Consider the following 21,833-nt stretch of genomic DNA (forward strand, 5'->3'; position numbering starts at 1 on the left):
TCAGTTGGACACGCGCTGGTCGTGCTCGTCGTGCTCGCTGGGGTGCGCCGGATTCGTCGTGGACGCCCCCGGGACTTCGGACGCCTGCTCGCCGGAGGCCACTTGTACGTGGTAACCGTTGGCGGGCGTGTCCGTTTGCTCATTTGTTTCACCGTCTTCGACGGCTTGCTCCTCGGCTGCGTCGCCGGACCGCGCGCCGGCGGGCTCGGCGGCCACCGGCTCGCTCCCTGGCTTACCGTCCGGCTCAGGCGTCGCCGGCACTTCCGCCTCGGCCTCGGGCGTGGGTGTGAACCCAGCTTCCGCTTGCGCCACGGCCTCCTTTCTTTCAAACGCATCCACCAAACCGGCAATGCCGTCCGTGGCGCCGGCCGCTAGACCGTCGGGGGCAGCCACGCCCGAAGGGGTCGATTCACCCTCTCCGGGATCCGCCACAACCAGCTCGGCAGCGCCGGCCTGATCATCGCCAGGTTCCGCGAATGCCTCTTCGTCGCTATCGGCCGGCACCGTGCCCAGCGCCTCGAAGTCGATCGGCTCCTGATTCAGCATTGCGACCTGCGCCTGGGCCTGGATGTCTTCCAGCGGCGGCAATTCATCGAGCGTGCGCAGGCCGAGGTCATCAAGGAAGTTCTTGGTGGTGGCATAAAGCGCAGGCCGTCCGGGCACGTCACGGTGGCCGATCACCTCGATCCAGCTGCGGTCCTCGAGCTTCTTCACGACTTCGGTGCTGACCGCGACACCGCGGATTTCCTCGATATCGCCCCGCGTGACCGGTTGCCGGTAGGCGATGATCGCCAGCGTCTCCATCACGGCGCGGGAGTACTTGGGCGGCTTTTCCGGATTCAGCCGATCCAGGTACTCGCGCATGACAGGGCGGCTCTGGAAACGCCAGCCACTGGCCAGTGCCACGAGTTCCACGCCGCGTTGCTCCCAGTCGCGGCGCAACTCTTCCAGCAGCACGCGAATGGTGTCGGCACCGACTTCGTCGGCAAACAGCCGGCGCAAGTCATTGACGCGCAACGGTTCCTGCGCGCAGATCAGCGCGGTCTCGAGGACGATCTTCGCCTCTTGGGTATTCATGTTGATTGCGTGCAGCCTGTCTTTGCACCTGCGCCCCGGTTGATCCCGGGCGCACTGGAGATTGCGGGTTCAGCGGTAGGGATTGCCACCGCCATCTGGCCGCGCAGCCAACCGCATGCTTGATGCATGCCAGCCGTGCGCCTTCTTTTATTGCATCGGGTGCCGGACCTGACCGGCAGGAGATCGCCCGGCCACCGGCTTTATCTGCCAGTCGACGGAGCCCTTGCGTCGCGCCTTCCCCCTGATGTGGCGGACCTGTCCGGCGCGGCGTTTATCATCGAACGCGCCGGGTGCAAGAAAATACGGATATCGGGCCTGCTGGCCTATTTCACCCCGCCCTGCCGTGGCTGGTCTTTTGAACCGAATCTTTTGAACCGGACGGCGGATGGGGAACGGTCCCTGGCGCTGATGCCTGCCTGGGTGTTCCTGGCATGCATCCCTGAGCAGCGGATGCTACCTGACGATGCCACGATGAAATACGCTGCGCGATATCGCTGTTCTTGCGATTGTATGGCATTCCCTGGCAAACCTGCAACCGATTCGCACAGCTACCTCAGCGAGGAAGTGACAGATACACCACGAAACGGCGCTTCAGAAGACCAGGCAGAATCCATGCGCGGCAAGCGTCTCAGGTAAAAGCAGCGCGCGCGCCACCCCGGCCAAGCCAAAAGCCACCACCGCAAGGCCAGCGCCAGCGCGCAACGCCGGGCGCCGCGAAAGCTGCCTGAGATAGCCGGACAGGCCCGAGATCACCAGCAGGTTCGGCAGGGTGCCCAGGCCAAACACGGCCATCACCAGCGCGCCCGACAGAGCATTGCCGGCCAGCAACGCCATGGCAAGAGCACCGTACACCATGCCGCACGGGACCAGCCCCCAGGCTAGCCCCATGCCGTAGCGGCGCAGCAAGCGGCCCTGCCCATGCGCCCGGGCCACAGCTGGCAAGCGCGCCCCGACAGCGCCAAGGCCGCGCAGCAAGCCACCCGCGCCCCGGGCGGCGAGCCGCTCAAGCCCACCCGTACCCATGGTGCGCCCGCACAACATCCACAAGCCCGACAGCACCAGCATCACGCTGCCGATCCCGAACAGCCAACGCTGCAGCGGCAGGTACTGTGCCTTCCAGACACCGGCACCAAGGGCACCCAGCAAGCCTCCCAGCACCGCATACATGCTCAGCCGCCCGGCATGCATGACAAGCAGTTCCAGCAACCAATGGCCGGGACGCCGGAGCACCGTGGCAGGCACGCGCGCAACGCCGCCCTGCTCCGCCGCCAGCGCGATCCCGCCGCACATGGCGGCGCAGTGCACGCCGCCCAGCAAAGCCAGGGTAAATACGCTGATAAGCACGCCTATGGTCAACTTCTCCTCCCAATCACACAATCGCAACGTCCGGCGCGGTAAAATGCGGCGAACGCGCCCCCGCAGCTCCAAGAGGCGCTATCAACATGAAGCTTGGCGCCCGCGTACATCAGCGCGCTCGCACAACATGACGACGGGCACGGCAAGCCGCGCTGCACAGATAGCGCACTGCCGCAAGACCCGCGCGCCAGGCCGATGTGGATAGCGCTTCCAACCGACGACTCTCAACGTCAAGCTCTCAACTCAATGCGCCTGCCACATCGCGCTTGATTGACTGCGCTAAACCGACAGGCCCCAATTGCTCACCACCATTCCCATTACCGAGATGTCGCCCCGCTGCTCCACTTGCTCGCTCGGCCAGCTCTGCCTGCCCGTCGGCATGTCGCAGCAGGACCTCGAAAAGATGGATACGCTGGTCCAGGACCGGGTGCGCGTACGCAAGGGCGAAACCCTGTACCGCCTCGGCGATCCTCTCACCGCCGTCTACGCGATTCGCTTCGGCACGCTCAAGACCCACCTGACAATGGAAGACGGCCGCTCGCAGATCACGGGCTTCCACCTTCCCGGCGAAGTCGTCGGCCTCGACGGCCTTGGCGAGATGCAACACGCGTCGGACGCCACCGCACTGGAAGATACCGAAGTCTGCGTGGTGCGCTTTGGCGATCTCCAGACGCTGTCCAACGTCCTGCCTTCCCTGCAGCATCAGTTCATGCGCCTGATGAGCAAGGAGATCTCGCAGGACCAGGTCATGTTGATCACGCTCGGATCGATGCGCGCCGAGGAGCGGCTTGCCGCTTTCCTGATCAACCTGTCCGAGCGCTTGTCCGCGCGCGGCTATTCGGCCTCCGAATTTGTGCTGCGCATGAGCCGCGAGGAAATCGGCAGCTACCTGGGGCTCAAGCTCGAAACCGTCAGCCGCCTGTTCTCGCGCTTTGCGGAAGCCGGCCTGATCCAGATTCGCCAGCGCCACGTCAAGCTGGTCGACATGGTGGGGATCAAGCAGATCGTCAACAAGTCCTGCTGACGTGCACGTCGCGGGCCGCCCTCGCCCGCGGCGGCTCGCCGCGATGCCGCGCCTGCTGGCCTGAACCGGCAAGGCGCGCATCACAGTCACTCCAGCTCGTCCGTGTCCGCCAGCCGCGTGGGCATGGTGTACAACGTCAAGCCGCTCGACAGCGAGCACAGCACCCACGCGATCAGGAAGCCCACGGTGTAGACCGCCTCCCGCGATGCCTCGACCGGCTGGCCGAAGAAGCGCAGGTCACCGGGATCGACCATGGAGAATACCAGCGCGGTCGTCAGCCCGGCGACCAGGAAAGCGGGCCACAACACCCACATCAGCCAGCGTAGCCTCATGATCACCTCGCTTGCGCCGCGACCGGCGCTGCCTGGCGTGCCGCGCTGCCCGCCTTCTCGACCACCAGGCCGTGGCGAGCGACCCCTTCCTCAATGGGCGGATCCGGGTGGGTCATGGCCAGCCAGATCGTGACCCCGCAGGCCACCATGGCCACGAACGGCCCACTCATCAGCAGCCACGGCCATGGCTCCTTCCACCAGGGATTGCTTTGCTGCGTCATCTGGCCTCCTCTAGTTCTAGATCGCGTCTGTAGCGTACGGATTGGTGCATCCAGCGTCCCCCGTCGCCTCATAGATTGCGCGGCACGATAAAGCTGGTGCTCTGTCGAATCTCCGCGCCATGCCCCCCCGCGCCCTTGTCGGGCACCGCGGTCACCGTGACCTCGATCTTGTGCGTGCCCTGCGCCGCGGACTCGATCGGCACGCGCACCCGGATGGGAATCAGGCGATTGGACGTGGGCTCCAGGTTGCCGGCAGCGTGATCATATTCCACGGCCAAGCCCTTGAGCTCATCGCTGCCCGCGCTGACGGCGACGCGCGTCGGCGCCTCGGTCGTGTTGATCAGCTGCAGCCGGTACACGTTCTCGATCCAGCGCCCTTCCACTTCCCGCCCCAGCGCGCCGCGGTCGCGGATGATATCGACCTTGAGCGGCGTGCGCATGGCCAGCGAGGCCATGAAGCCGGCGACCAGCGCCAGCCAGATCACCGAGTAGATCACCGTGCGCGGCCGCACCAGGCGCTTGCGTGCCACGGTCTCCGAGAGCGCGCTGCGCATGGCGTTCTCAGACGTATAGCCGATCAGCCCGCGCGGGTAAGCCATCTTGTCCATGACCTGGTTGCAGGCGTCGATACAGGCGCCGCAGCCAATGCAGTCGTACTGCAGGCCATCTCGGATATCGATGCCGGTAGGACAGACCTGCACGCAGATGCTGCAATTCACGCACGAGCCCAGCCCGGCAGCCTTGTGGTCCGCCTTGCGCGAGCGGCTGCCGCGCGGCTCGCCGCGGCCTACGTCATAGGTGACCACATAGGTGTCGCGATCCACCATCACGCTCTGGAAACGCGCATACGGGCACATGTACTTGCAGACCTGCTCGCGCATGAAGCCGGCGTTGCCCCAGGTGGCAAACGAGTAAAACAGCATCCAGAACGTCTGCCACGGACCCAGCGAGAGGCTCAGCACCTGCGCGCCGAGCGTGCGAATGGGCGAGAAGTAGCCGACGAAGGTAAAGCCCGTCCATAGCGCGATCACGATCCAGAGCGTGTGCTTGGTGGCCTTCAGGCGCAGCTTGCGCACGCTCCAGGGGTCGCCGTCCAGGCGGATGCGGGCAAAGCGGTCGCCTTCCACATGCCGCTCGATCCACATGAAGATCTCGGTGTACACCGTTTGCGGACACGCGTAGCCGCAGAACAGCCGCCCCGCAATCGCCGTGAAGAGAAACAGCGACACCGCGGAGATCACCAGCAGCACGGCAAGGTAGATCACGTCCTGCGGCCACAGCACCAGGCCGAAGATATAAAACTTGCGCGCGCCGAGATCGAACAACATGGCCTGGCGGCCGTTCCACTGCAGCCAGGGCATGCCATAGAAGAACAGCTGGGTCAGGACCACCATCCAGACCCGCCAGCTCGAGAACGCACCCGACACCGAGCGCGGATAGATCTTGCGGCGGACTTCATACAGGGTCTCGTCCGACGTTTCCGCGTCAGCCGAATCAGGCGTGGGCGCTCGCAGCGGCGCCCACGCGGCCCCGTTCCTTTCAAGCGGCTCCGGTCCGGGGGCGTTCATGTGCGAACGCCCCCGCCGCCGCGCGGGTCCGCCTGACAAGCATAAGCGCAGTGGCTCATTGCTTTGCCCCCTCGCCTGCGCCGCCGGTGTTGGACAGGCCCCAGACATAGGCCGTCAACATGCGGATACGCTCCGGCGTGAGGATTTCCTCGTGCGCCGGCATATGGTTGTTGTGGCCCTTCAGGATGGCATCGACGATGTTCGCCTCCGAGCTGCCGTACAGCCACACGCGGTCCGACAGGTTAGGCGCGCCAAGCGCCTGGTTGCCCTTGCCGGTGGAGCCATGGCAGGCCGCGCAGGTGGACTTGAACGTGCTCTCGCCGCGCGAGGCGCGAATCGGGTCGGAAGACAGGCCGGACAGCGAGCGCACGTATTGCGCCACGTCGCCAGCGAGCTTGCCGTCGATGGTCGAGGCGAACGACGGCATCACGCCGTTGCGGCCCTTGGTAATGGTCTGCGTGATGGTCTCGGGATCTCCGCCGTACAGCCAGTCGTTATCGGTCAGGTTGGGAAAGCCGCGGCTGCCGCGCGCATCGGAGCCGTGGCATTGCGCGCAGTAGTTGAGAAACAGGCGTTGCCCGATTTCGCGCGCCGCCGGGTCGGCCGCCACCTGCTTGACGTCCATCTGCATGTACTTGCCATAGACCTCGCGTTGCAGTTGTTCGGCTGCCTGGCGGTGCGCCTCCAGCTCAACCCGGCTGGAGGTCTTGAGCACGCCGGCGTACGAACCCAGGCCGGGGTACAGCACCAGGTAACCCAGGCCAAAGATGCATGCCAGCAGGAACATCCACATCCACCAGCGTGGCAGCGGGTTGTTCAGCTCGCGCAGGTCGCCATCCCACACGTGGCCGGTGTCCTCAGGCGCGCCCACAACCTTGGTGACCTTGCGCTGGGAGAACAGCAGCCACACGCACCAGACGATGCCGACCAGCGCGATGGCGGCAATGTAGTAGCTCCAGAAATCCGTGAAGAAGTCGCTCATGACTCAGTGTTCCTGCGTGGTGTTGTTTGCGCCGCCGGCATGACGCGCGACGCGGTGGCCGGCGTCGGGCCTGTCTTCCTGGCGTGCGGCCAGCGGCTCGTCGGGCAAGGCGAACGGCAGCATGGCCGACTCCTGGTTGGCGGCCTTGCGCCCGGACGACCAGGCCCACCAGCAGATGGCGATGAAGGCAGCCATCGAGATCACGGTGGAAAACGCGGTGATCATTGCCATGGCTTACTCCTTGGCCGGCGTGGCCGCGGGCTGCGCAGCGGCCGCGGTATCGACCCGCACATTGCGCTTGGCGATGCCAAGCTCCTGCAGGTAGGCGACCATCGCGTCTTCCTCGGTCTTGCCGGCCAGCGTGGCAGGCGCCTGCTCGATCTCGGCGTCGGTGTACGGCACGCCGAGACGGCGCAGCGCACGCATGCGGTCGCGGACATCGTTGGTCTGCAGCGGCGTTTTCTCCAGCCACGGGTAGGACGGCATCACCGATTCGGGCACCACGTCGCGCGGATTGCGCAAGTGGATGCGCTGCCAGTCATCGGAGTAGCGTCCGCCCACGCGCGCCAGGTCGGGACCGGTACGCTTGGAGCCCCACAGGAAGGGATGGTCGTAGACCGACTCGCCCGCCGTGGAGTAATGACCATAGCGCTCGACATCGCCCTGCAAGGTGCGCACCTGCTGCGAATGGCAGCCCACGCAGCCCTCGCGGATATAGATATCGCGGCCCATCAGGCGCAGCGCGGAGTACGGCTTGATACCCGCGTCGGGCTCGGTGGTGGAGTGCTGGAAGAACAGCGGCACGATCTGGACGAGCCCGGCGATGCTGACCACCAGGATGGTGCAGATGATCAGCCACCCGATATTCTTCTCCAGGGTCTCGTGCGTAAAGAAGCTTCGTTTTTCGGACATCGTTTCTATCCTGGAATGATCAATGGGCGGAGGCGGAAACGCTGGTCGGGATCAGTGCATCCACGGCAGGCTTGCCGATGATGGTCCTGGCCACGTTGTATGCCATCAGCAGCATGCCGGAGAGGAAGCACAAGCCACCCAGCAAGCGGATCAGGTAGAACGGGTACTTGGCCTTGACCGCTTCCACGAAGGCGTAGGTCAGCGTGCCGTCGGGCTGGGTGGCGCGCCACATCAGGCCCTCCATCACACCGGCGATCCACATCGAGGCGATGTACAGCACCACGCCGATGGTGGCGATCCAGAAATGCAGCTCGATCAGGCGCACGCTGTACATCTCTTTCTCGCCAAAGAGCCGCGGGATCAGGTAGTAGAGCGAACCGATCGAGATCATCGCGACCCAGCCCAGCGCGCCGGAGTGCACGTGGCCAATGGTCCAGTCCGTGTAGTGCGACAGCGCGTTGACGGTCTTGATCGACATCATCGAGCCCTCGAAGGTCGCCATGCCGTAGAACGACAGCGCCACCACCAGGAACTTGAGGATGGGATCGGTGCGCAGCTTGTGCCAGGCACCTGACAAGGTCATGATGCCGTTGATCATGCCGCCCCACGAAGGTGCCAGCAGGATCAGCGAGAACACCATGCCGAGCGATTGCGCCCAGTCCGGCAGCGAGGTGAACTGCAGGTGGTGGGGACCAGCCCACATATAAGTGAAGTTGAGCGCCCAGAAGTGAACGATCGACAGGCGGTAGGAATAGATCGGGCGGCCGGCCTGCTTGGGGATGAAGTAATACATCATGCCCAGGAAGCTGGTGGTCAGGAAGAAGCCCACCGCGTTATGGCCGTACCACCACTGCACCATGGCGTCCTGCACGCCGGCATACGCCGAGTAGGACTTCCACATGCCCACCGGCATCTCGGCGTTGTTGACGATATGCAGGATGGCGATGGTCAGGATATAGGCGCCGAAGAACCAGTTGGCCACGTAGATATGGCGGGTCTTGCGCTTCATGATGGTGCCGAAGAACACGATGGCATAAGCCACCCAGACCAGCGTGATCAGGATGTCGATCGGCCATTCGAGCTCGGCGTATTCCTTCGAGCTGGTGATGCCCAGCGGCAGCGTGATGACCGCGGCCACGATCACCAGTTGCCAGCCCCAGAACGTGAAGGCCGCCAGCGGTCCGCAGAACAGGCGCGCCTGGCAGGTGCGCTGCACGATGTAGTACGAAGTAGCAAACAGCGCGCTGCCACCGAAGGCGAAGATGACCGCATTGGTGTGCAGCGGGCGCAAGCGGCCGAACGACAGCCATGGCGTGTTGAAATTAAGCTCCGGCCAGATCAACTGTGCCGCGAGCAGAACGCCTACGGCCATACCGACAATCCCCCAGACTACCGTCATGACGGCAAACTGCCGCACAACGCCGTAATTGAAGGTGTCGGCGCGAGAATACGCGGCGGTGACAGCCATTCAGACCCCCAGATTGGATAAACATGAATTGATGTTGTGACTGTAGGAAAAGCGCGCGCAAGCTGTCTTGATCTGTATCAAGCGCACCGGAAAGCATGGGAACTCAGGTGCAACGGCGTCTCGCATCCGCACACACGGCAACGCAGCCGCGCGCGGGCACGGCCGCATTGGCGATCACTCAGGGCTTGTCGTTGTCGAGCAGAATGGCTTCGCCGGGACGGTCGAGGTCGTCGTATTGCCCGGCGTGCAGCGCCCACCAGAGCGCGCCGGCGATCACCGCGACCAGCACCAAGCTCATCGGCACCAGCAGGTAGAGCATGTCCATGGCATCAGTCTCCGGGCTTGCCGGCGCGCAACAGGCGCCAGGCATTGGCCACCACCAGCAGCGACGACACCGACATGCCGATGCCCGCCATCCAGGCGGTGACATAGCCGGTTGCCGCCAGCGGAATGGCGATCACGTTATAGGCAAAAGCCCAGGCGAGGTTCTGGCGCACCACACTGCGTGCACGGCGGGCCATCTTGAGCGCGTTCGCGATCTCCGCGACGCGGCCATGGGTCAGCACCGCGTCAGCGCCGGCCTGCGCAAGCGGCGCGCCGCTGCCGATGGCGATCGAGACTTGCGCCTGCGCCAGCACCGGCGCGTCATTGATGCCGTCACCCACCGCCAGCACCACGGCGCCGCCGCGCTGCAGGCGTGCCACGTACTCGCGCTTGCCTTCGGGCGTGACGCCGCCCTCGCGGCGCGGGATCTGGAAATGATCGGCCCACCAGCCGACAGTGGCCGGCGTATCGCCCGAGACGAGATGGCAGGTCACGCCGAGCGCGCGCAATTCGTTGAGCAAGCGCGCGGATTGCTCGCGCGCCACATCGGCCAGTTCGAACACCGCCAGCACACCGGCGGCGCTGCCCAGCCACACCAGCGTGGCGCCCCGGCGCTCGCTGCCGCCGAGTTCGGCATGCCAGTTGGCAGCGCTGCCGTGCTCGCACAGCGCCTCCACGAACTCGCGCCGGCCAAGACGGTAACGCCGCCCATCCAGATCGGCTTCAAGGCCCTGCCCCGGCACATTGCGCATGGCGTCGATGGCGAGCGTCTCGTGCGCAAGGCCTTGCGCCTGCGCGGCTTCGACGATGCCGCGCGCGATGGGGTGCTCGCCGGAGCGTTCCATGGCCGCTGCCAGGCGCAGGCAGGTGGCGGCGTCGGCATCGCTGCTGGACTGCGTGCGCACCAGCGCGAAACGCCCCTGCGTGAGCGTGCCGGTCTTGTCGAGCATCACGTCCGTGACGCTGGCCAGGGTCTCCAGCGCGTGCCCCCGCGTGAGCAGCAAGCCACGGCGCGACAATGCGGCCCCGGCCGCGGCCAGCGCCGCCGGCGTGGCCAGCGAGAGCGCGCACGGGCAACTCACCACCAGCACCGATACCGTCACAAGCAACGCGCGCGCGGGATCGATCCAGGCCCACCAGACGGCGCCGGTGACGGCCGCCAGCACCAGCAGGATGGCGACGAACCAGCCCGCCACGCGGTCGGCCACGGTGGCCAGGCGCGGCTTCTCGGCCAGCGCGCGGTCCAGCACGGCGACGATCTCCGCCAGCCGGGTGCCCGCCCCTACCTTGGCCACGCACAACTCAAGCGGACTCGCGGTGTTGAAGCAACCTGCCAGCACGGGATCCCCGATTCCGCGGGGCACCGGCCGGCTCTCGCCGGTCAGCATGGATTCATCGAGCTCGCTCGCACCAGCGATCACCGTGCCATCGGCGGGTACCACCTCGCCTGCCTTGACGCGGATCAGGTCGCCTGCGCGCAGGCGCGCCACCGGCACCCGCTCGCCCGCGCCGCCCTCGGCACGCAGGCGCTCGCAGGTGGCGGGCAGTTGCCGCGCCAGCATCTCGGCACCACTGCGCGATGCCTGGCGCACGCGCAGCTCCAGGTAGCGCGCCAGCAGCAAGAACGCGACAAACATGGTGACGGAATCGAAGTACACCTCGCCGGTGCCGCGCAGCGTCGCCACGGTGCTTGCGATAAAGCCCGCGCCCACGCCCAGCGCCACCGGCACATCCATGCCCAGGTGGCGCTGCCGCAGCCCGCGCCACGCCCCGGCGAAGATCGGCGAGGCCGAGTACAGCACCACGGGCAAGGTCAGCACCAGGCTGGCCCAGCGCATCAGCTGCAGCTGGCCGGGATCGATGGTGGCTTCATGGGTATAGATGGGCCACGCGTACATCATCACCTGCATCATGCCGAGCATGGCCACCGCCATGCGCATCAGCAGGCCACGGCGCGCGTGGCGGTCCTGCCGGTCCGAGCGCGAAACCTCGAACGGCCACGCCAGGTAGCCGATCCCCGCCAGCGCGGCAAGCAAGGCAGAGACCGGCTGCTCGGCCGCGCGCCAGCGCACCACTACGCGGCGCGTGGCCACGTTGGCGATCACCGATTCCACGCCGGGCAGGCTGCCCAGGTGCTGCTCGATGAGCCAGGCGCAGGCGGCGCAGCGGATATTCTCCGGCGCCAGCGTAATCTCGGCCCGGTGTTCGTCCAACGGGCGCACGAACTGGGCCCGTAGCTCCTCGGTGTCGTAGGCGGCCCAGACGGGCTCGGCCTCGCGCCGCGCCGCGTCGTCGATCGGCCGGGCAAAGCGGGCCTGATCGCCATAGAGATGGCCGAAGCCGGCTGCGTGCAGTGTCTGAGCCAGTGCCTGGCAGCCACCGCAGCAAAATGCCTGTTCTTCGCCGTTGATGCTGGCATGCAAGGGCGGCTCGCCGGCCACGAGCGGCTGTCCGCAGTGGAAGCAGCCCGCATGCCCGGCGGCCGCTTGCACGCCGCTTGCGCGTGCGAGCGGCGGATTGGGCAGGGACCGGGCGGGATAGGCTGAGGAAGTCGGCATCGGGGCTCTTTTTTACCAACTGCATGGTAAGAGCCCCGGCGGCAAGCCGCCTTGATACAGATCAAGCGGGTGGCCAGGCGGCGCAAGGCGCGCCGCTTGCGCTGGGTGTCAGGTCAGCGAGGTATCGACCGTGCGGCGCGGCGCTTCCAGGTACTCGCGCGACTGCATCTCGATGATGCGCGACACCGTGCGGCTGAACTCGTTGGCCATCTGGCCTTCGGTGTAGAGTTCATCCGCCGGCACTTCCGCCGAGATCAGCAGCTTGACCTTGTGGTCATAGAACACGTCGATCAGCCAGGTGAAACGGCGTGCCTCCGACGACATGCGCGGCGTCATCCTGGGCACGTCGGAGAGGATCACCGTGTGGAACTCGGTGGCGAGCTCCAGGTAGTCGTTCTGCGAGCGCGGGCCGCCGCACAGTGTATTGAAATCGAACCAGACCACCCCGCCCGCCTTGCGCAGCGCGCGCAGTTCGCGGTGCTCGATATGCAGGATGGGAGATTCGTCGGCCACGCCGGCAATGCCGGTGAAAGCATGGCGCAGGGCCGAGCTGGCCTCGGGTCCCAGCGGCGTGTGATACGCCTGCACCTGCTCCAGCGCGCGCTTGCGGTAGTCGATGCCGGCATCGACATTGAGCACGTCGAGCTTGTCCTGCAGCAGCGCGATGGCCGGCAGCACGCGATCCCGGTGCAAGCCGTCGGGGTACAGCAGGTCTGGCCGGTAGTTCGACGTCATCACGAACTGCACGCCATTCTCGAACATCTGCTGCAGCAGGCGGTGCAGGATCATCGCATCGGCCACGTCGCTGACATGGAACTCATCAAAGCAGATCAGGCGGAACCGCCGCGCGATGCGCTTGGCCAGTTCGTCCAGCGGATCCGGGCGCCCGCGCAGCTCTTCGAGCTGGCGATGCACCTCGCGCATGAATTCGTGGAAATGCAGCCGAGTCTTGCGCACCACCGGCACGCAGGTATAGAAGCTGTCCATCAGGAAGGACTTGCCGCGCCCTACCCCGCCCCACAGGTACACGCCCTTGGGCACGTCCGGGTGCACCAGCAGCTTTTTCAGCGTGCTGTTGCGCCGGCTCTTGTAGGCCACCCACTCGTCATAGCATTGCTGCAGGCGCTCGACGGCGCGCAACTGCGCGGGGTCGGTGGTGTAGCCGCGTTGCTTCAGTTCCTGCTCGTAGTACTCACGGACGTTCATGCTGACTGCTTGCGCTGGATGCCGGGAGGCGCCGGCTTGAATGAGGATCGGGGCGCGTGACAGGGCAATCCGCCCCTGCCGCCCCGAAAGCGAAAACGGCGCGCCGCTGGAGCGGCGCGCCGGTACTCAACAATACGAAGGCCGATGCCTTACATATTGAGCTGGCGCTTGTCGACAGCGAGCGCGGCTTCGCGCATGACTTCCGACATCGACGGATGCGGATGGCAGGTGCGGCCGATGTCTTCGCTGGCAGCCTTGAACTCCATCGCCACCACGGCTTCGGCGATCAGGTCCGACGCATTCGCGGCAACCACGTGCACGCCCAGGATCTCATCGGTCTTGGCATCGGCCAGCATCTTGACGAAGCCTTCCGAGTGACCCATGCCCAGTGCACGGCCGTTGGCCATGAACGGGAACTGGCCGGACTTGTACTCGCGGCCTTCGGCCTTGAGTTGCTGCTCGGTCTTGCCCACCCATGCGATTTCCGGGAAGGTGTAGATCACCCACGGAATGCAGTTGTAGTCGATGTGCGGCTTCTGGCCGGCGATGCGCTCGGCAACCGCCACGCCTTCGTCCTCTGCCTTGTGGGCCAGCATCGGGCCACGCACCACGTCGCCGATGGCCCACAGGCCCGGCACCTTGGTCGCGCAGTGGTCATCCACCTCGATGAAGCCACGCTGGTCAGCCGCCAGGCCGATGGCGTCGAGGCCGAGGTTGTCGGTGTTGGGCACGCGGCCAACCGACACGATCAGGCGATCGACTTCCAGGGTCTGGGCAGCGCCGTCCTTGTCGGTGTAGCTGACGGTGACGTTGTCCTTGCCGGTCTTGACTTCATTGACCTTCACGCCCAGGCTGAACTTCAGGCCTTGCTTGGTCAGCAGCTTCTGCGCTTCCTTGGCCACGCCTTCGTCGGCGGCGCCCAGGAACGACGGCAGCGCTTCCAGCACGGTCACTTCGGCGCCCAGGCGGCGCCACACGGAACCCAGCTCGAGGCCGATCACGCCAGCGCCGATCACGCCCAGCTTCTTCGGCACGCCAGCGAACTTGAGCGCGCCTTCGTTATCGCTGACCAGCACGTTGTCCACCGCGATGCCCGGCAGGTGACGCGCCTTGGAACCCGTGGCGACAATGACCTGCTTGGCCGTCACGACTTCGGTTCCTGCCTTGCCGGCGACCTCGACCTGGAAGCCCTCGGCGGTCTTGCCGACGAACTTGCCGTAGCCCTTGAGCAGCGTGACCTTGTTCTTGCGGAACAGGAACTCGATGCCCTTGGTCATCTTGCCGACGATATCGTCCTTGCGCTTGAGCATCTTGGCCACGTCGACCTTGACATCGCCAACCGTGATGCCGTGGTCGCCCAGGTGATGCTGTACGTTCTCGAATTCTTCCGAGGATGCCAGCAGTGCCTTGGAGGGGATGCAACCCACGTTCAGGCAGGTGCCGCCCAGGCGCGGTTCGTCCTTGGGATCGTCGTAGGCATTGCCTTCGCAGCAGGCCACATTCAGGCCCAGCTGGCCGGCACGAATGGCGGCGATGTAGCCGCCGGGGCCGGCACCGATGACCAGCACGTCGAATTGTTTGCTCATGGAGATTCCTTTTGCAACCACGGCGGGGCAACGTCGCCCGCCAGGCCGCTTTCAACTCTTCGGTCCGTCATGCCCGCCAGTGCCGCGCCCGATGACAGGCGCGGCGGGATCAATGCGGGCAAGACCTCAGGCTTTGCAGATGATTACAGGTCCAGCAGCAGGCGCGCCGGATCTTCCAGCGCGTCCTTCATGGCGACCAGGCCCAGGACGGCTTCGCGGCCGTCGATGATGCGGTGGTCGTAGGACATGGCGAGGTAGTTCATCGGACGGATCACGATCTGGCCGTCTTCCACCACGGGGCGGTCCTTGGTGGCGTGCACGCCCAGGATCGCGGATTGCGGCGGGTTGATGATCGGCGTCGACAGCATCGAGCCGAAGGTACCGCCGTTGGAGATCGAGAACGTACCACCGGTCAGCTCTTCCAGCGACAGCTTGCCGTCGCGGGCCTTGGCACCGAATTCAGCAATCTTCTTTTCGATGTCGGCCAGGCTCATCTGGTCGGCGTTGCGCAGGATAGGCACCACCAGGCCACGCGGCGAGCCCACCGCGATACCGATGTCGAAGTAGCCGTGATAGACGATGTCGTTGCCGTCGATCGATGCGTTGATCAGCGGGAACTTCTTCAGCGCGTGGACCGCGGCCTTGACGAAGAAGGACATGAAGCCCAGCTTCACGCCGTGTTCCTTCTCGAAGCGGTCCTTGTACTTGTTGCGCAGGTCCATCACCGGCTTCATGTTCACTTCATTGAAGGTGGTAAGGATGGCGTTGGTGCTTTGCGATTGCAGCAGGCGCTCGGCGATACGGGCGCGCAGGCGGCTCATCGGCACGCGCTCTTCCGGGCGGTCGCCCAGGGCGGCGAAGTCCACCGGGGCGGAAACCTGCTGCAGCGCCGGCTTGGCGGCGGCCGGAGCCGGTGCTGCCTTGGCGGCCGGTGCGGGAGCGGGCGCGGCGGTCGCGGCCAGCACGTCACCCTTGGTGATGCGGCCATCCTTGCCCGTGCCTGCAACCTGGCCGGCGGACAGGCCGCCTTCGGCCATCAGCTTGGCTGCCGAAGGCATGGCCACGGCGCCGGCTGCTGCCGGAGCGGCTGCGGGGGCCGGGGCGGCGGCTGCGGGGGCCGGTGCAGCAGCGGCCGGAGCGACGGCACCAGCGGTGGCTTCGGTATCGATCTTGGCGATCACTTCGTCGGCAACCACGGTGTCGCCGTCGTTGCGGATGATCTGCGACAGCACGCCAGCCGACGGAGCCGGCACTTCGAGCACGACTTTGTCGGTTTCGATTTCGATCAGGATTTCGTCTTGGGCAACAGCTTCGCCCGGCTTCTTCTTCCAGTTCAGCATGGTTGCTTCTGCAACCGATTCAGAGAGTTGCGGAACCTTGACGTCAACAATAGCCATGGTTGGAATTTCCTTGATGTATTCGTTTTTGCTTAAGGCAGGTGGCAAAAAGCATGGCGGTGCGCGCTCTTCGCGCGCGCCGCCATGCTGGCCACGATCATTTGGTCAGGACAAAGCCCTTGAGCTTGGAGAACGCCGCATCCAGCAGCGCCTTTTGTTGCTCGTTGTGCTTGGCGTAGTAGCCCACCGCCGGCGATGCCGAGGCGGGACGACCCGCGTAACCGAGCTTCTGGCCTTCCGCCATGTTTTCCATGATGAAGTGCTGGACGAAGAACCAGGCACCCTGGTTCTGCGGCTCGTCCTGGCACCACACGATTTCGTTGGCGTTCGGGTACTTCTTCAGCTCGGCTGCCACTGCCTTGTGCGGGAACGGATACAGCTGTTCCATGCGGATGACGGCCGTGTCGGTTGCGCCACGTTCCTTGCGGGTGTTGACCAGGTCGTAGTAGACCTTGCCCGAGCACATGATCACGCGCTTGACCTTGCTTGCGTTCAGTTCCTCGTGATCGGGGATGACCGTCTCGAAGTGACCCTTGGCCAGGTCGGACAGCGGCGAGACCGCATCCTTGTTACGCAGCAGCGACTTCGGCGTCATGATCACCAGCGGCTTGCGGAACAGACGGATCATCTGGCGGCGCAGCAGGTGGAAGATCTGGGCCGGGGTGGTCGGCTGGCAGACTTGCATGTTGTGGTCCGCGCACAGCTGCAGGAAGCGCTCGATGCGCGCCGAGCTGTGTTCCGGGCCCTGGCCTTCGTAGCCGTGCGGCAGCATCAGGGTCAGGCCCGAGGCGCGGCCCCACTTCACTTCGCCGGAGGAGATGAACTGGTCGATCACCACCTGGGCGCCGTTGACGAAGTCGCCGAACTGGGCTTCCCAGATCACGAGTGCGTTCGGCTCAGCGGTGGAGAAGCCGTATTCAAAGCCGAGCACAGCCTCTTCCGACAGCACCGAGTCGATCACCGTGAACGGTGCCTGATTTTCCGACACGTTCTGCAGGGGCACGTAGCTGCCTGCATCCCAGCGCTCGCGGTTCTGGTCGTGCAGCACCGAGTGGCGGTGGGTAAAGGTGCCACGGCCGGCGTCCTGGCCGGTGATGCGCACCGGGTAGCCCGAAGCCACCAGCGAGGCGAAGGCCAGATGCTCGCCCATGCCCCAGTCCAGCGGCTGGTCGCCGCGGCCCATGTTGGCGCGATCCTTCACCACCTTCTCGACCAGCGGATGCAGCTTGAGGTGCTCGGGGATGGTGGTGATGCGTTCGGCCAGGCGCTTGAGCTCGGTCACCGGCACGGCGGTGTCTGCGGCGTCGGTCCACTTGCGGTTCAGGAACGGCATCCAGTCCACAGCGAACTTGTTCTTGAAGTTCGACAGGACGGGGTCGACCGTGTGCTTGCCCGCGTCCATCGCGGCACGGTATTCCTTGACCAGCTGGTCGCCGAAGTCGGCAGGCACCAGGTTCTGCGCGATCAGCTTGTCAGCGTACAGCTTGCGCGTGCCCGGGTGTTGGGCGATCTTCTTGTACATCAGCGGCTGGGTAACGGCCGGGGTGTCCTGCTCGTTGTGGCCCAGCTTGCGGAAGCAGATGATGTCGACCACGACATCCTTCTTGAACTCCATGCGGAAGTCCACGGCCAGCTGCATGGCGAACACCACGGCTTCGGGATCGTCGCCGTTGACGTGCAGCACCGGTGCCTCGATCATCTTGACGACGTCGGTGCAATACAGCGTGGAACGCGAGTCGCGCGGATCCGAGGTGGTGAAGCCGATCTGGTTGTTGATCACGATGTGCATCGTGCCGCCCGTGCCGTAGCCGCGGGTCTGCGCCAGGTTCAGCGTTTCCATCACCACGCCCTGGCCTGCGAATGCCGCGTCGCCGTGCACTTGCACCGGCAGCACTTCCGCATGGCCCGCGGGCTCGCCGCGGCGTTCCTGGCGGGCCTTGACCGAGCCTTCGACGACCGGGTTGACGATTTCCAGGTGGGACGGGTTGAAGGCGAGCGACAGGTGGACCGGGCCGCCTTCGGTGGAGACGTCGCTGGAGAAGCCCTTGTGGTACTTCACGTCGCCGGCCGGCAGGTCATCGACGTGCTTGCCTTCGAACTCGGCGAACAGGTCAGCCGGCATCTTGCCCAGCGTATTGACCAGCACGTTCAGGCGGCCGCGGTGGGCCATGCCGATCACGATTTCCTGCACGCCCTTGCTGCCGCTGTGCTGAATCAGTTCGTCCATGGCAGCGATGAAGCTTTCGCCGCCTTCCAGCGAGAAGCGCTTCTGGCCAACGTACTTGGTGTGGAGGAAGCGCTCCAGGCCTTCAGCCGCGGTCAGGCGCTCGAGCACGTGCTTCTTCTTCTCGAGGGTGAACACCGGCTTGGAACGCGTGGTTTCCAGGCGCTCTTGCCACCAGCGCTTTTGCGCCTGGTCGCTGATGTACATGAACTCGGCGCCGATGCTGCTGCAGTACGTTTCACGCAGGTTGTTGAGCAGCTCGCGCAGGCTCATCGATTCCTTGCCGAAATACGTATTGCTGGCGTTGAAGACGATGTCGAGATCGCTTTCGGAGAAGCCGTAGAACGCGGGGTCGAGGTCCGGCAGGGGCGGACGCTCCTGGCGCTTGAGCGGATCCAGGTCTGCCCAGTGCGAACCGATGTTGCGGTAAGCGGCGATCAGCTGCGTGGCAGCGACGCGCTTGCGCCCCATATCGGAGTCGGCCGAGGCAACAATAGTCTTGATCGGGCCCGCCTTGGCACGCTCGGCGAACGAGGCGACGATGGGAGCGTGGGGGATATCGCGGGCGTTGGAGCCATCGACAGCCGGCACGTTCTGCATCGCGTCGAAGTACGCGCGCCAGTTATCGGGAACCGAGGAGGGATTTTCGAGGTAGGCCTCGTATAGCTCTTCTACATAGGGGGCATTGCCGCCGAAGAGGTACGAATTGCTCTGATACTGCTGCATCATGGGGCGCTCACTATTATCCGGGAATGCCGGAATAAAGCGGGTTCATCAACCTTCCGCGACACGGCTTGACCGGTTAGCGGATTGCAAACAACTCTTTCCGGGCAGCAACTGAAACACATCAAATGCATCATTATGCAAACGGCACCGCAGCGGGTGCCGATCTGTTCAGTCGCCCTGAAAGGGTCAGTTGTGCGTGGAAGGACCTAAGTCTTCACTCGCATAAGAATAGCACGTTTGCCGCGTGAGCCGAGGGAAATTTGCCGTAACGCGCGCGGGCCGCTTCGCAGTGTTGCGAAGCGGCCAAGACCGCCTCCCGTAGGAGATGACGAAACCCATGCGTTCGATAGCATGGAGCCGTAAACCAAAGGAGCGATCCATGCATCTCTTGCCACACCTGCCGCGGGCCAGCGCCCGGCCCCGCCAATGATGCCCTCCCCCACCGCCGACGCCTCTGCGCCGGGCGCTTCTTCCATCACATGGCGCGCAGACCTGGTGGCCGGCCTGGCCATCGCCGGACTGCTGCTGCCCGAGGCCGTGGCCTACTCCGGCATTGCCGGGCTGCCGCCGCAAGCCGGCGTGATCGCGCTGTTCGCGGGCCTCCTGGTCTACGGCCTGCTTGGCAGCAGCCGCTTTGCCATCGTTTCAGCCACCTCGTCGTCTGCCGCGGTGCTGCTGGCAGCCACCACGGCTGCGGCCGAGGGCGACGCCGGACTGCGCATGGCCCTCGGCGCAGGCGTGATCCTGCTGGCGGGGGTGCTGTTCCTGCTGGCGTCGCTGGCGCGCCTGGGGGCGATCTCCAACCTGATCGCCAAGCCGGTGCTGCGTGGCTTCGCGCTGGGACTCGCGCTGACCATCGTGCTTAAGCAATGCCCGAAGGTCCTGGACGTGCATCCGGCGCACGGCGACTTCCTGCGCCTGGCTTGGGAGCTGCTCGCCAGCTGGCGCCACTGGAACCTGGCTGGCGCTGCGGTGGCACTGGTTGCGCTGGCGCTGCTGCACGTGTTCGCGCGCTGGCGCGCCATGCCGGGCGCGCTGCTGGTCATCGCCGCCGGCATCATGCTCGACCTCAGCGGCTGGACCCAGGCACATGGCGTGGCAGCCGTCGGCAACATCGCCCTGCAGTTCTCCGCGCCCCGGGTGCCGGACCTGAGCATGGCCGACTGGATGCGGGTGGGCGAACTGGCCGCCGCGCTGGCCCTGATCCTGTATGCCGAGAGCTACGGCTCGATCCGCACCTTTGCCATGCGCCACGGCGACATCGTCTCGCCCAACCGCGACCTGGCGGCGCTGGGGCTAGCCAACCTCGCTTCGGGGTTGTTCCAGGGCATGCCGGTGGGCGCGGGTTTTTCCGGCACCTCGGCTAACGAAGCAGCCGGCGCGCAAAGCCGCCGTGCCGGCTTGATTGCGGGTGCCGTGGTCTTTACCGCGGTATGCACCCTGCTTCCCTGGATCTCGCACACACCAGAACCGGTACTCGCGGCCATCGTGATCCGCGCGGTCGGGCACAGCCTCAACCCCGGCAGCCTCAGGCCTTATTTCGACTGGCGGCGCGACCGCCTGGTCGCGGTGACCGCCTTTGCCGGCGTGCTGTTGCTGGGCGTGCTGCATGGGCTGCTGCTGGCAATCGGGGTCAGCCTGGCGATGCTGCTGCAACGCTTGTCGCGCCCGCAGGTGAGCTGGCTGGGGCGTTGGGCCGATAGCCACGACTTCGTCGACACGGCGCGCCACCCCGAGGCCACTGCGCCCAAGGGACTGCTGATCGCGCGCCCGGAAGTGCCGCTTTTCTTCGGCAACGTCGATAGCGTGCTGGGCACCGTGCGCCAGGCACTGGCGCGCGAGCATCCCCAGTACGGCCTGATACTCAGCCTGGAAGAATCGTCGGACCTCGACGGCACTGCCCTTGAAGCCTTGGGCGAACTGGCAGTGTTCGCGAAGGCCCACGGCATGCCGCTGCGGCTCGCGCGGGTCAAGGACGAGGTGCGCGACCTGCTGGCGCATGCAAGCAACCCCGCCCTGCCCGAGGAAATATGGCGCGGCTGGAGCGTGGACGATGCGGTGCGCGACGCGTTGGCGCAGCCTGCCTGAACAGGCCGCGCCAGCACCGCCGGGAGGACTAGTGGACTAGGCCTGACGCGGCGCGATCAGGTTGACCGCGTCGGTAATCAGTGTGTCCAGCCCCCAGCTCAGCAGTTCCGTCGCGCGCGCCGGGTCATTGACGGTATAGCAGGCCACCCGGAAGCCGGCCGCATGGGCCGCCTGGATGACCTCGGCGGTAAGCTCGCGATGGTTGGCATCGAGCGCCACGCAGTCCAGCCGGCGCAGCCGCTCCAGCCAGTCGGGCGGCAGCTTGTCCAGCAGTAGCGCGCGCGGCAAGCCGGGCGCGGCCTTGCGGGCCGCTTCCAGCGACTCTTCCGAGAATGACGACAGCAGCGGCAGCACATCGCTGCCGGCCCACAGTGCCTGGGCGTCGAGGGCTACCGCCGCGCCGGTGCGCCATTCCGCGCCGGGCACGGGCTTGATCTCGATATTGACGAAGAAGCCGTTGGCACGGGTATAGCGAGCAATCGCCGCCAGCGTGGGCACTGGTTCGCCGGCGTAGGCAGGGCTGTGCCAGCTGCCCGCGTCCAGCATGGCGATCTCGCCCAACGTCAGCGCATCGGCCCGCCCCTGGCCGTTGGTGGTGCGGTCCAGCGTGGCGTCGTGCAGCAGCACCGGGCGTCCGTCGCCCGACAGCTTCACGTCGAACTCGAACATGCGGTAGCCAAACGATGCCCCGTGGCGGAATGCCGCCAGGGTGTTCTCAGGCGCGAGCTTGCCCGCGCCCCGATGGGCAACATGGCGCGGATAGGGCCAGGCGGCTAGGGTCATG

The 21,833-nt window shown here is 65.6% G+C and carries 18 protein-coding genes and 1 pseudogene; 3 read left to right on the forward strand and 16 right to left on the reverse strand.

What is annotated here, in order from left to right:
- Positions 1-1,077 (reverse strand): SMC-Scp complex subunit ScpB, encoded by a 1,077-nt coding sequence (scpB, locus tag F7R26_RS11635; protein ID WP_150991006.1) that lies wholly within the window; start codon positions 1,075-1,077, stop codon positions 1-3.
- A gap of 126 nt (positions 1,078-1,203) precedes the next feature.
- On the opposite strand from scpB, the gene F7R26_RS11640 reads away from it, so the two are divergent.
- Positions 1,204-1,713: a hypothetical protein gene (locus F7R26_RS11640; protein ID WP_150991004.1), complete on the forward strand. Its 510-nt coding sequence runs from the start codon at positions 1,204-1,206 to the stop codon at positions 1,711-1,713.
- On the opposite strand, the gene F7R26_RS11645 is transcribed toward F7R26_RS11640, so the two are convergent.
- Positions 1,669-2,433, reverse strand: coding sequence for a sulfite exporter TauE/SafE family protein (locus F7R26_RS11645; protein WP_150991002.1), 765 nt, complete (start codon positions 2,431-2,433; stop codon positions 1,669-1,671). The genes F7R26_RS11640 and F7R26_RS11645 overlap by 45 nt on opposite strands.
- Before the next feature lie 298 nt (positions 2,434-2,731).
- Here F7R26_RS11645 and fnr point away from each other — a divergent pair, with 298 nt between their 5' ends.
- The gene (gene fnr, locus F7R26_RS11650; protein ID WP_150990999.1) at positions 2,732-3,457 is read left to right on the forward strand and encodes a fumarate/nitrate reduction transcriptional regulator Fnr; all 726 of its coding nucleotides are present in this window, start codon (positions 2,732-2,734) and stop codon (positions 3,455-3,457) included.
- Between the two features lie 86 nt (positions 3,458-3,543).
- Here fnr and F7R26_RS11655 read toward each other — a convergent pair whose 3' ends face one another.
- The 13 genes and pseudogenes from F7R26_RS11655 to F7R26_RS11715 form a co-directional block, all read right to left on the reverse strand.
- Positions 3,544-3,789 carry a hypothetical protein gene (locus F7R26_RS11655; RefSeq protein WP_043421572.1) on the reverse strand — a complete coding sequence of 82 codons (246 nt, stop codon included), beginning with the start codon at positions 3,787-3,789 and terminating at the stop codon, positions 3,544-3,546.
- 2 nt (positions 3,790-3,791) lie between these two features.
- Positions 3,792-4,010 carry a membrane protein gene (locus F7R26_RS11660; protein ID WP_043347331.1) on the reverse strand — a complete coding sequence of 73 codons (219 nt, stop codon included), beginning with the start codon at positions 4,008-4,010 and terminating at the stop codon, positions 3,792-3,794.
- Positions 4,011-4,078: 68 nt separating this feature from the next.
- Entirely contained in the window at positions 4,079-5,578 is a 1,500-nt protein-coding gene (ccoG, locus tag F7R26_RS11665) for a cytochrome c oxidase accessory protein CcoG (RefSeq protein ID WP_150990997.1), read from the reverse strand.
- Between the two features lie 55 nt (positions 5,579-5,633).
- Positions 5,634-6,560 (reverse strand): cytochrome-c oxidase, cbb3-type subunit III, encoded by a 927-nt coding sequence (ccoP, locus tag F7R26_RS11670; protein WP_150990995.1) that lies wholly within the window; start codon positions 6,558-6,560, stop codon positions 5,634-5,636.
- A gap of 96 nt (positions 6,561-6,656) precedes the next feature.
- Positions 6,657-6,791 (reverse strand): annotated as a pseudogene (locus F7R26_RS41725) (cbb3-type cytochrome oxidase subunit 3); the annotation flags it as partial.
- 3 nt (positions 6,792-6,794) lie between these two features.
- A complete protein-coding gene (gene ccoO / locus F7R26_RS11680) occupies positions 6,795-7,472 on the reverse strand; it encodes a cytochrome-c oxidase, cbb3-type subunit II (protein WP_150990991.1) in 678 nt (225 codons plus the stop codon).
- Positions 7,473-7,491: 19 nt separating this feature from the next.
- Entirely contained in the window at positions 7,492-8,940 is a 1,449-nt protein-coding gene (ccoN, locus tag F7R26_RS11685) for a cytochrome-c oxidase, cbb3-type subunit I (protein ID WP_006162068.1), read from the reverse strand.
- A 178-nt stretch (positions 8,941-9,118) separates the two neighbouring features.
- Positions 9,119-9,265 (reverse strand): cbb3-type cytochrome oxidase assembly protein CcoS, encoded by a 147-nt coding sequence (gene ccoS / locus F7R26_RS11690; RefSeq protein WP_006162067.1) that lies wholly within the window; start codon positions 9,263-9,265, stop codon positions 9,119-9,121.
- A gap of 4 nt (positions 9,266-9,269) precedes the next feature.
- On the reverse strand, positions 9,270-11,822 hold the full coding sequence (locus F7R26_RS11695) for a heavy metal translocating P-type ATPase (protein ID WP_150990989.1): 2,553 nt from the start codon (positions 11,820-11,822) through the stop codon (positions 9,270-9,272).
- Positions 11,823-11,930: 108 nt separating this feature from the next.
- Positions 11,931-13,028 (reverse strand): cell division protein ZapE, encoded by a 1,098-nt coding sequence (zapE, locus tag F7R26_RS11700; RefSeq protein ID WP_150990987.1) that lies wholly within the window; start codon positions 13,026-13,028, stop codon positions 11,931-11,933.
- Positions 13,029-13,177: 149 nt separating this feature from the next.
- Positions 13,178-14,614: a dihydrolipoyl dehydrogenase gene (gene lpdA, locus F7R26_RS11705; RefSeq protein WP_150990985.1), complete on the reverse strand. Its 1,437-nt coding sequence runs from the start codon at positions 14,612-14,614 to the stop codon at positions 13,178-13,180.
- Between the two features lie 143 nt (positions 14,615-14,757).
- Complete coding sequence (gene odhB, locus F7R26_RS11710; RefSeq protein WP_150990984.1) at positions 14,758-16,011, reverse strand: 2-oxoglutarate dehydrogenase complex dihydrolipoyllysine-residue succinyltransferase; 1,254 nt, start codon at positions 16,009-16,011, stop codon at positions 14,758-14,760.
- Positions 16,012-16,108: 97 nt separating this feature from the next.
- Positions 16,109-18,964, reverse strand: a complete 2,856-nt coding sequence (locus F7R26_RS11715; protein WP_150990982.1) for a 2-oxoglutarate dehydrogenase E1 component — start codon at positions 18,962-18,964, stop codon at positions 16,109-16,111.
- Positions 18,965-19,387: 423 nt separating this feature from the next.
- Here F7R26_RS11715 and F7R26_RS11720 point away from each other — a divergent pair, with 423 nt between their 5' ends.
- Positions 19,388-21,049 (forward strand): SulP family inorganic anion transporter, encoded by a 1,662-nt coding sequence (locus tag F7R26_RS11720; protein WP_193692066.1) that lies wholly within the window; start codon positions 19,388-19,390, stop codon positions 21,047-21,049.
- A gap of 36 nt (positions 21,050-21,085) precedes the next feature.
- Here F7R26_RS11720 and ugpQ read toward each other — a convergent pair whose 3' ends face one another.
- Entirely contained in the window at positions 21,086-21,832 is a 747-nt protein-coding gene (ugpQ, locus tag F7R26_RS11725; RefSeq protein ID WP_150990980.1) for a glycerophosphodiester phosphodiesterase, read from the reverse strand.
- Position 21,833: the final 1 nt, after the last annotated feature.

This window comes from Cupriavidus basilensis (assembly GCF_008801925.2).
Classification (GTDB): Bacteria; Pseudomonadota; Gammaproteobacteria; order Burkholderiales; family Burkholderiaceae; genus Cupriavidus; species Cupriavidus basilensis.

Excerpts from the sequence above, each read along its gene's own strand:
- scpB (WP_150991006.1), bottom strand. The coding sequence starts at position 1,077 with ATGAATACCCAAGAGGCGAAGATCGTCCTCGAGACCGCGCTGATCTGC.
- F7R26_RS11640 (WP_150991004.1), top strand. The coding sequence starts at position 1,204 with ATGCCAGCCGTGCGCCTTCTTTTATTGCATCGGGTGCCGGACCTGACC.
- F7R26_RS11655 (WP_043421572.1), bottom strand. The coding sequence starts at position 3,789 with ATGAGGCTACGCTGGCTGATGTGGGTGTTGTGGCCCGCTTTCCTGGTC.
- F7R26_RS11660 (WP_043347331.1), bottom strand. The coding sequence starts at position 4,010 with ATGACGCAGCAAAGCAATCCCTGGTGGAAGGAGCCATGGCCGTGGCTG.
- ccoG (WP_150990997.1), bottom strand. The coding sequence starts at position 5,578 with ATGAACGCCCCCGGACCGGAGCCGCTTGAAAGGAACGGGGCCGCGTGG.
- ccoP (WP_150990995.1), bottom strand. The coding sequence starts at position 6,560 with ATGAGCGACTTCTTCACGGATTTCTGGAGCTACTACATTGCCGCCATC.
- ccoO (WP_150990991.1), bottom strand. The coding sequence starts at position 7,472 with ATGTCCGAAAAACGAAGCTTCTTTACGCACGAGACCCTGGAGAAGAAT.
- ccoN (WP_006162068.1), bottom strand. The coding sequence starts at position 8,940 with ATGGCTGTCACCGCCGCGTATTCTCGCGCCGACACCTTCAATTACGGC.
- ccoS (WP_006162067.1), bottom strand. The coding sequence starts at position 9,265 with ATGGACATGCTCTACCTGCTGGTGCCGATGAGCTTGGTGCTGGTCGCG.
- F7R26_RS11695 (WP_150990989.1), bottom strand. The coding sequence starts at position 11,822 with ATGCCGACTTCCTCAGCCTATCCCGCCCGGTCCCTGCCCAATCCGCCG.
- zapE (WP_150990987.1), bottom strand. The coding sequence starts at position 13,028 with ATGAACGTCCGTGAGTACTACGAGCAGGAACTGAAGCAACGCGGCTAC.
- lpdA (WP_150990985.1), bottom strand. The coding sequence starts at position 14,614 with ATGAGCAAACAATTCGACGTGCTGGTCATCGGTGCCGGCCCCGGCGGC.
- odhB (WP_150990984.1), bottom strand. The coding sequence starts at position 16,011 with ATGGCTATTGTTGACGTCAAGGTTCCGCAACTCTCTGAATCGGTTGCA.
- F7R26_RS11715 (WP_150990982.1), bottom strand. The coding sequence starts at position 18,964 with ATGATGCAGCAGTATCAGAGCAATTCGTACCTCTTCGGCGGCAATGCC.
- F7R26_RS11720 (WP_193692066.1), top strand. The coding sequence starts at position 19,388 with ATGATGCCCTCCCCCACCGCCGACGCCTCTGCGCCGGGCGCTTCTTCC.
- ugpQ (WP_150990980.1), bottom strand. The coding sequence starts at position 21,832 with ATGACCCTAGCCGCCTGGCCCTATCCGCGCCATGTTGCCCATCGGGGC.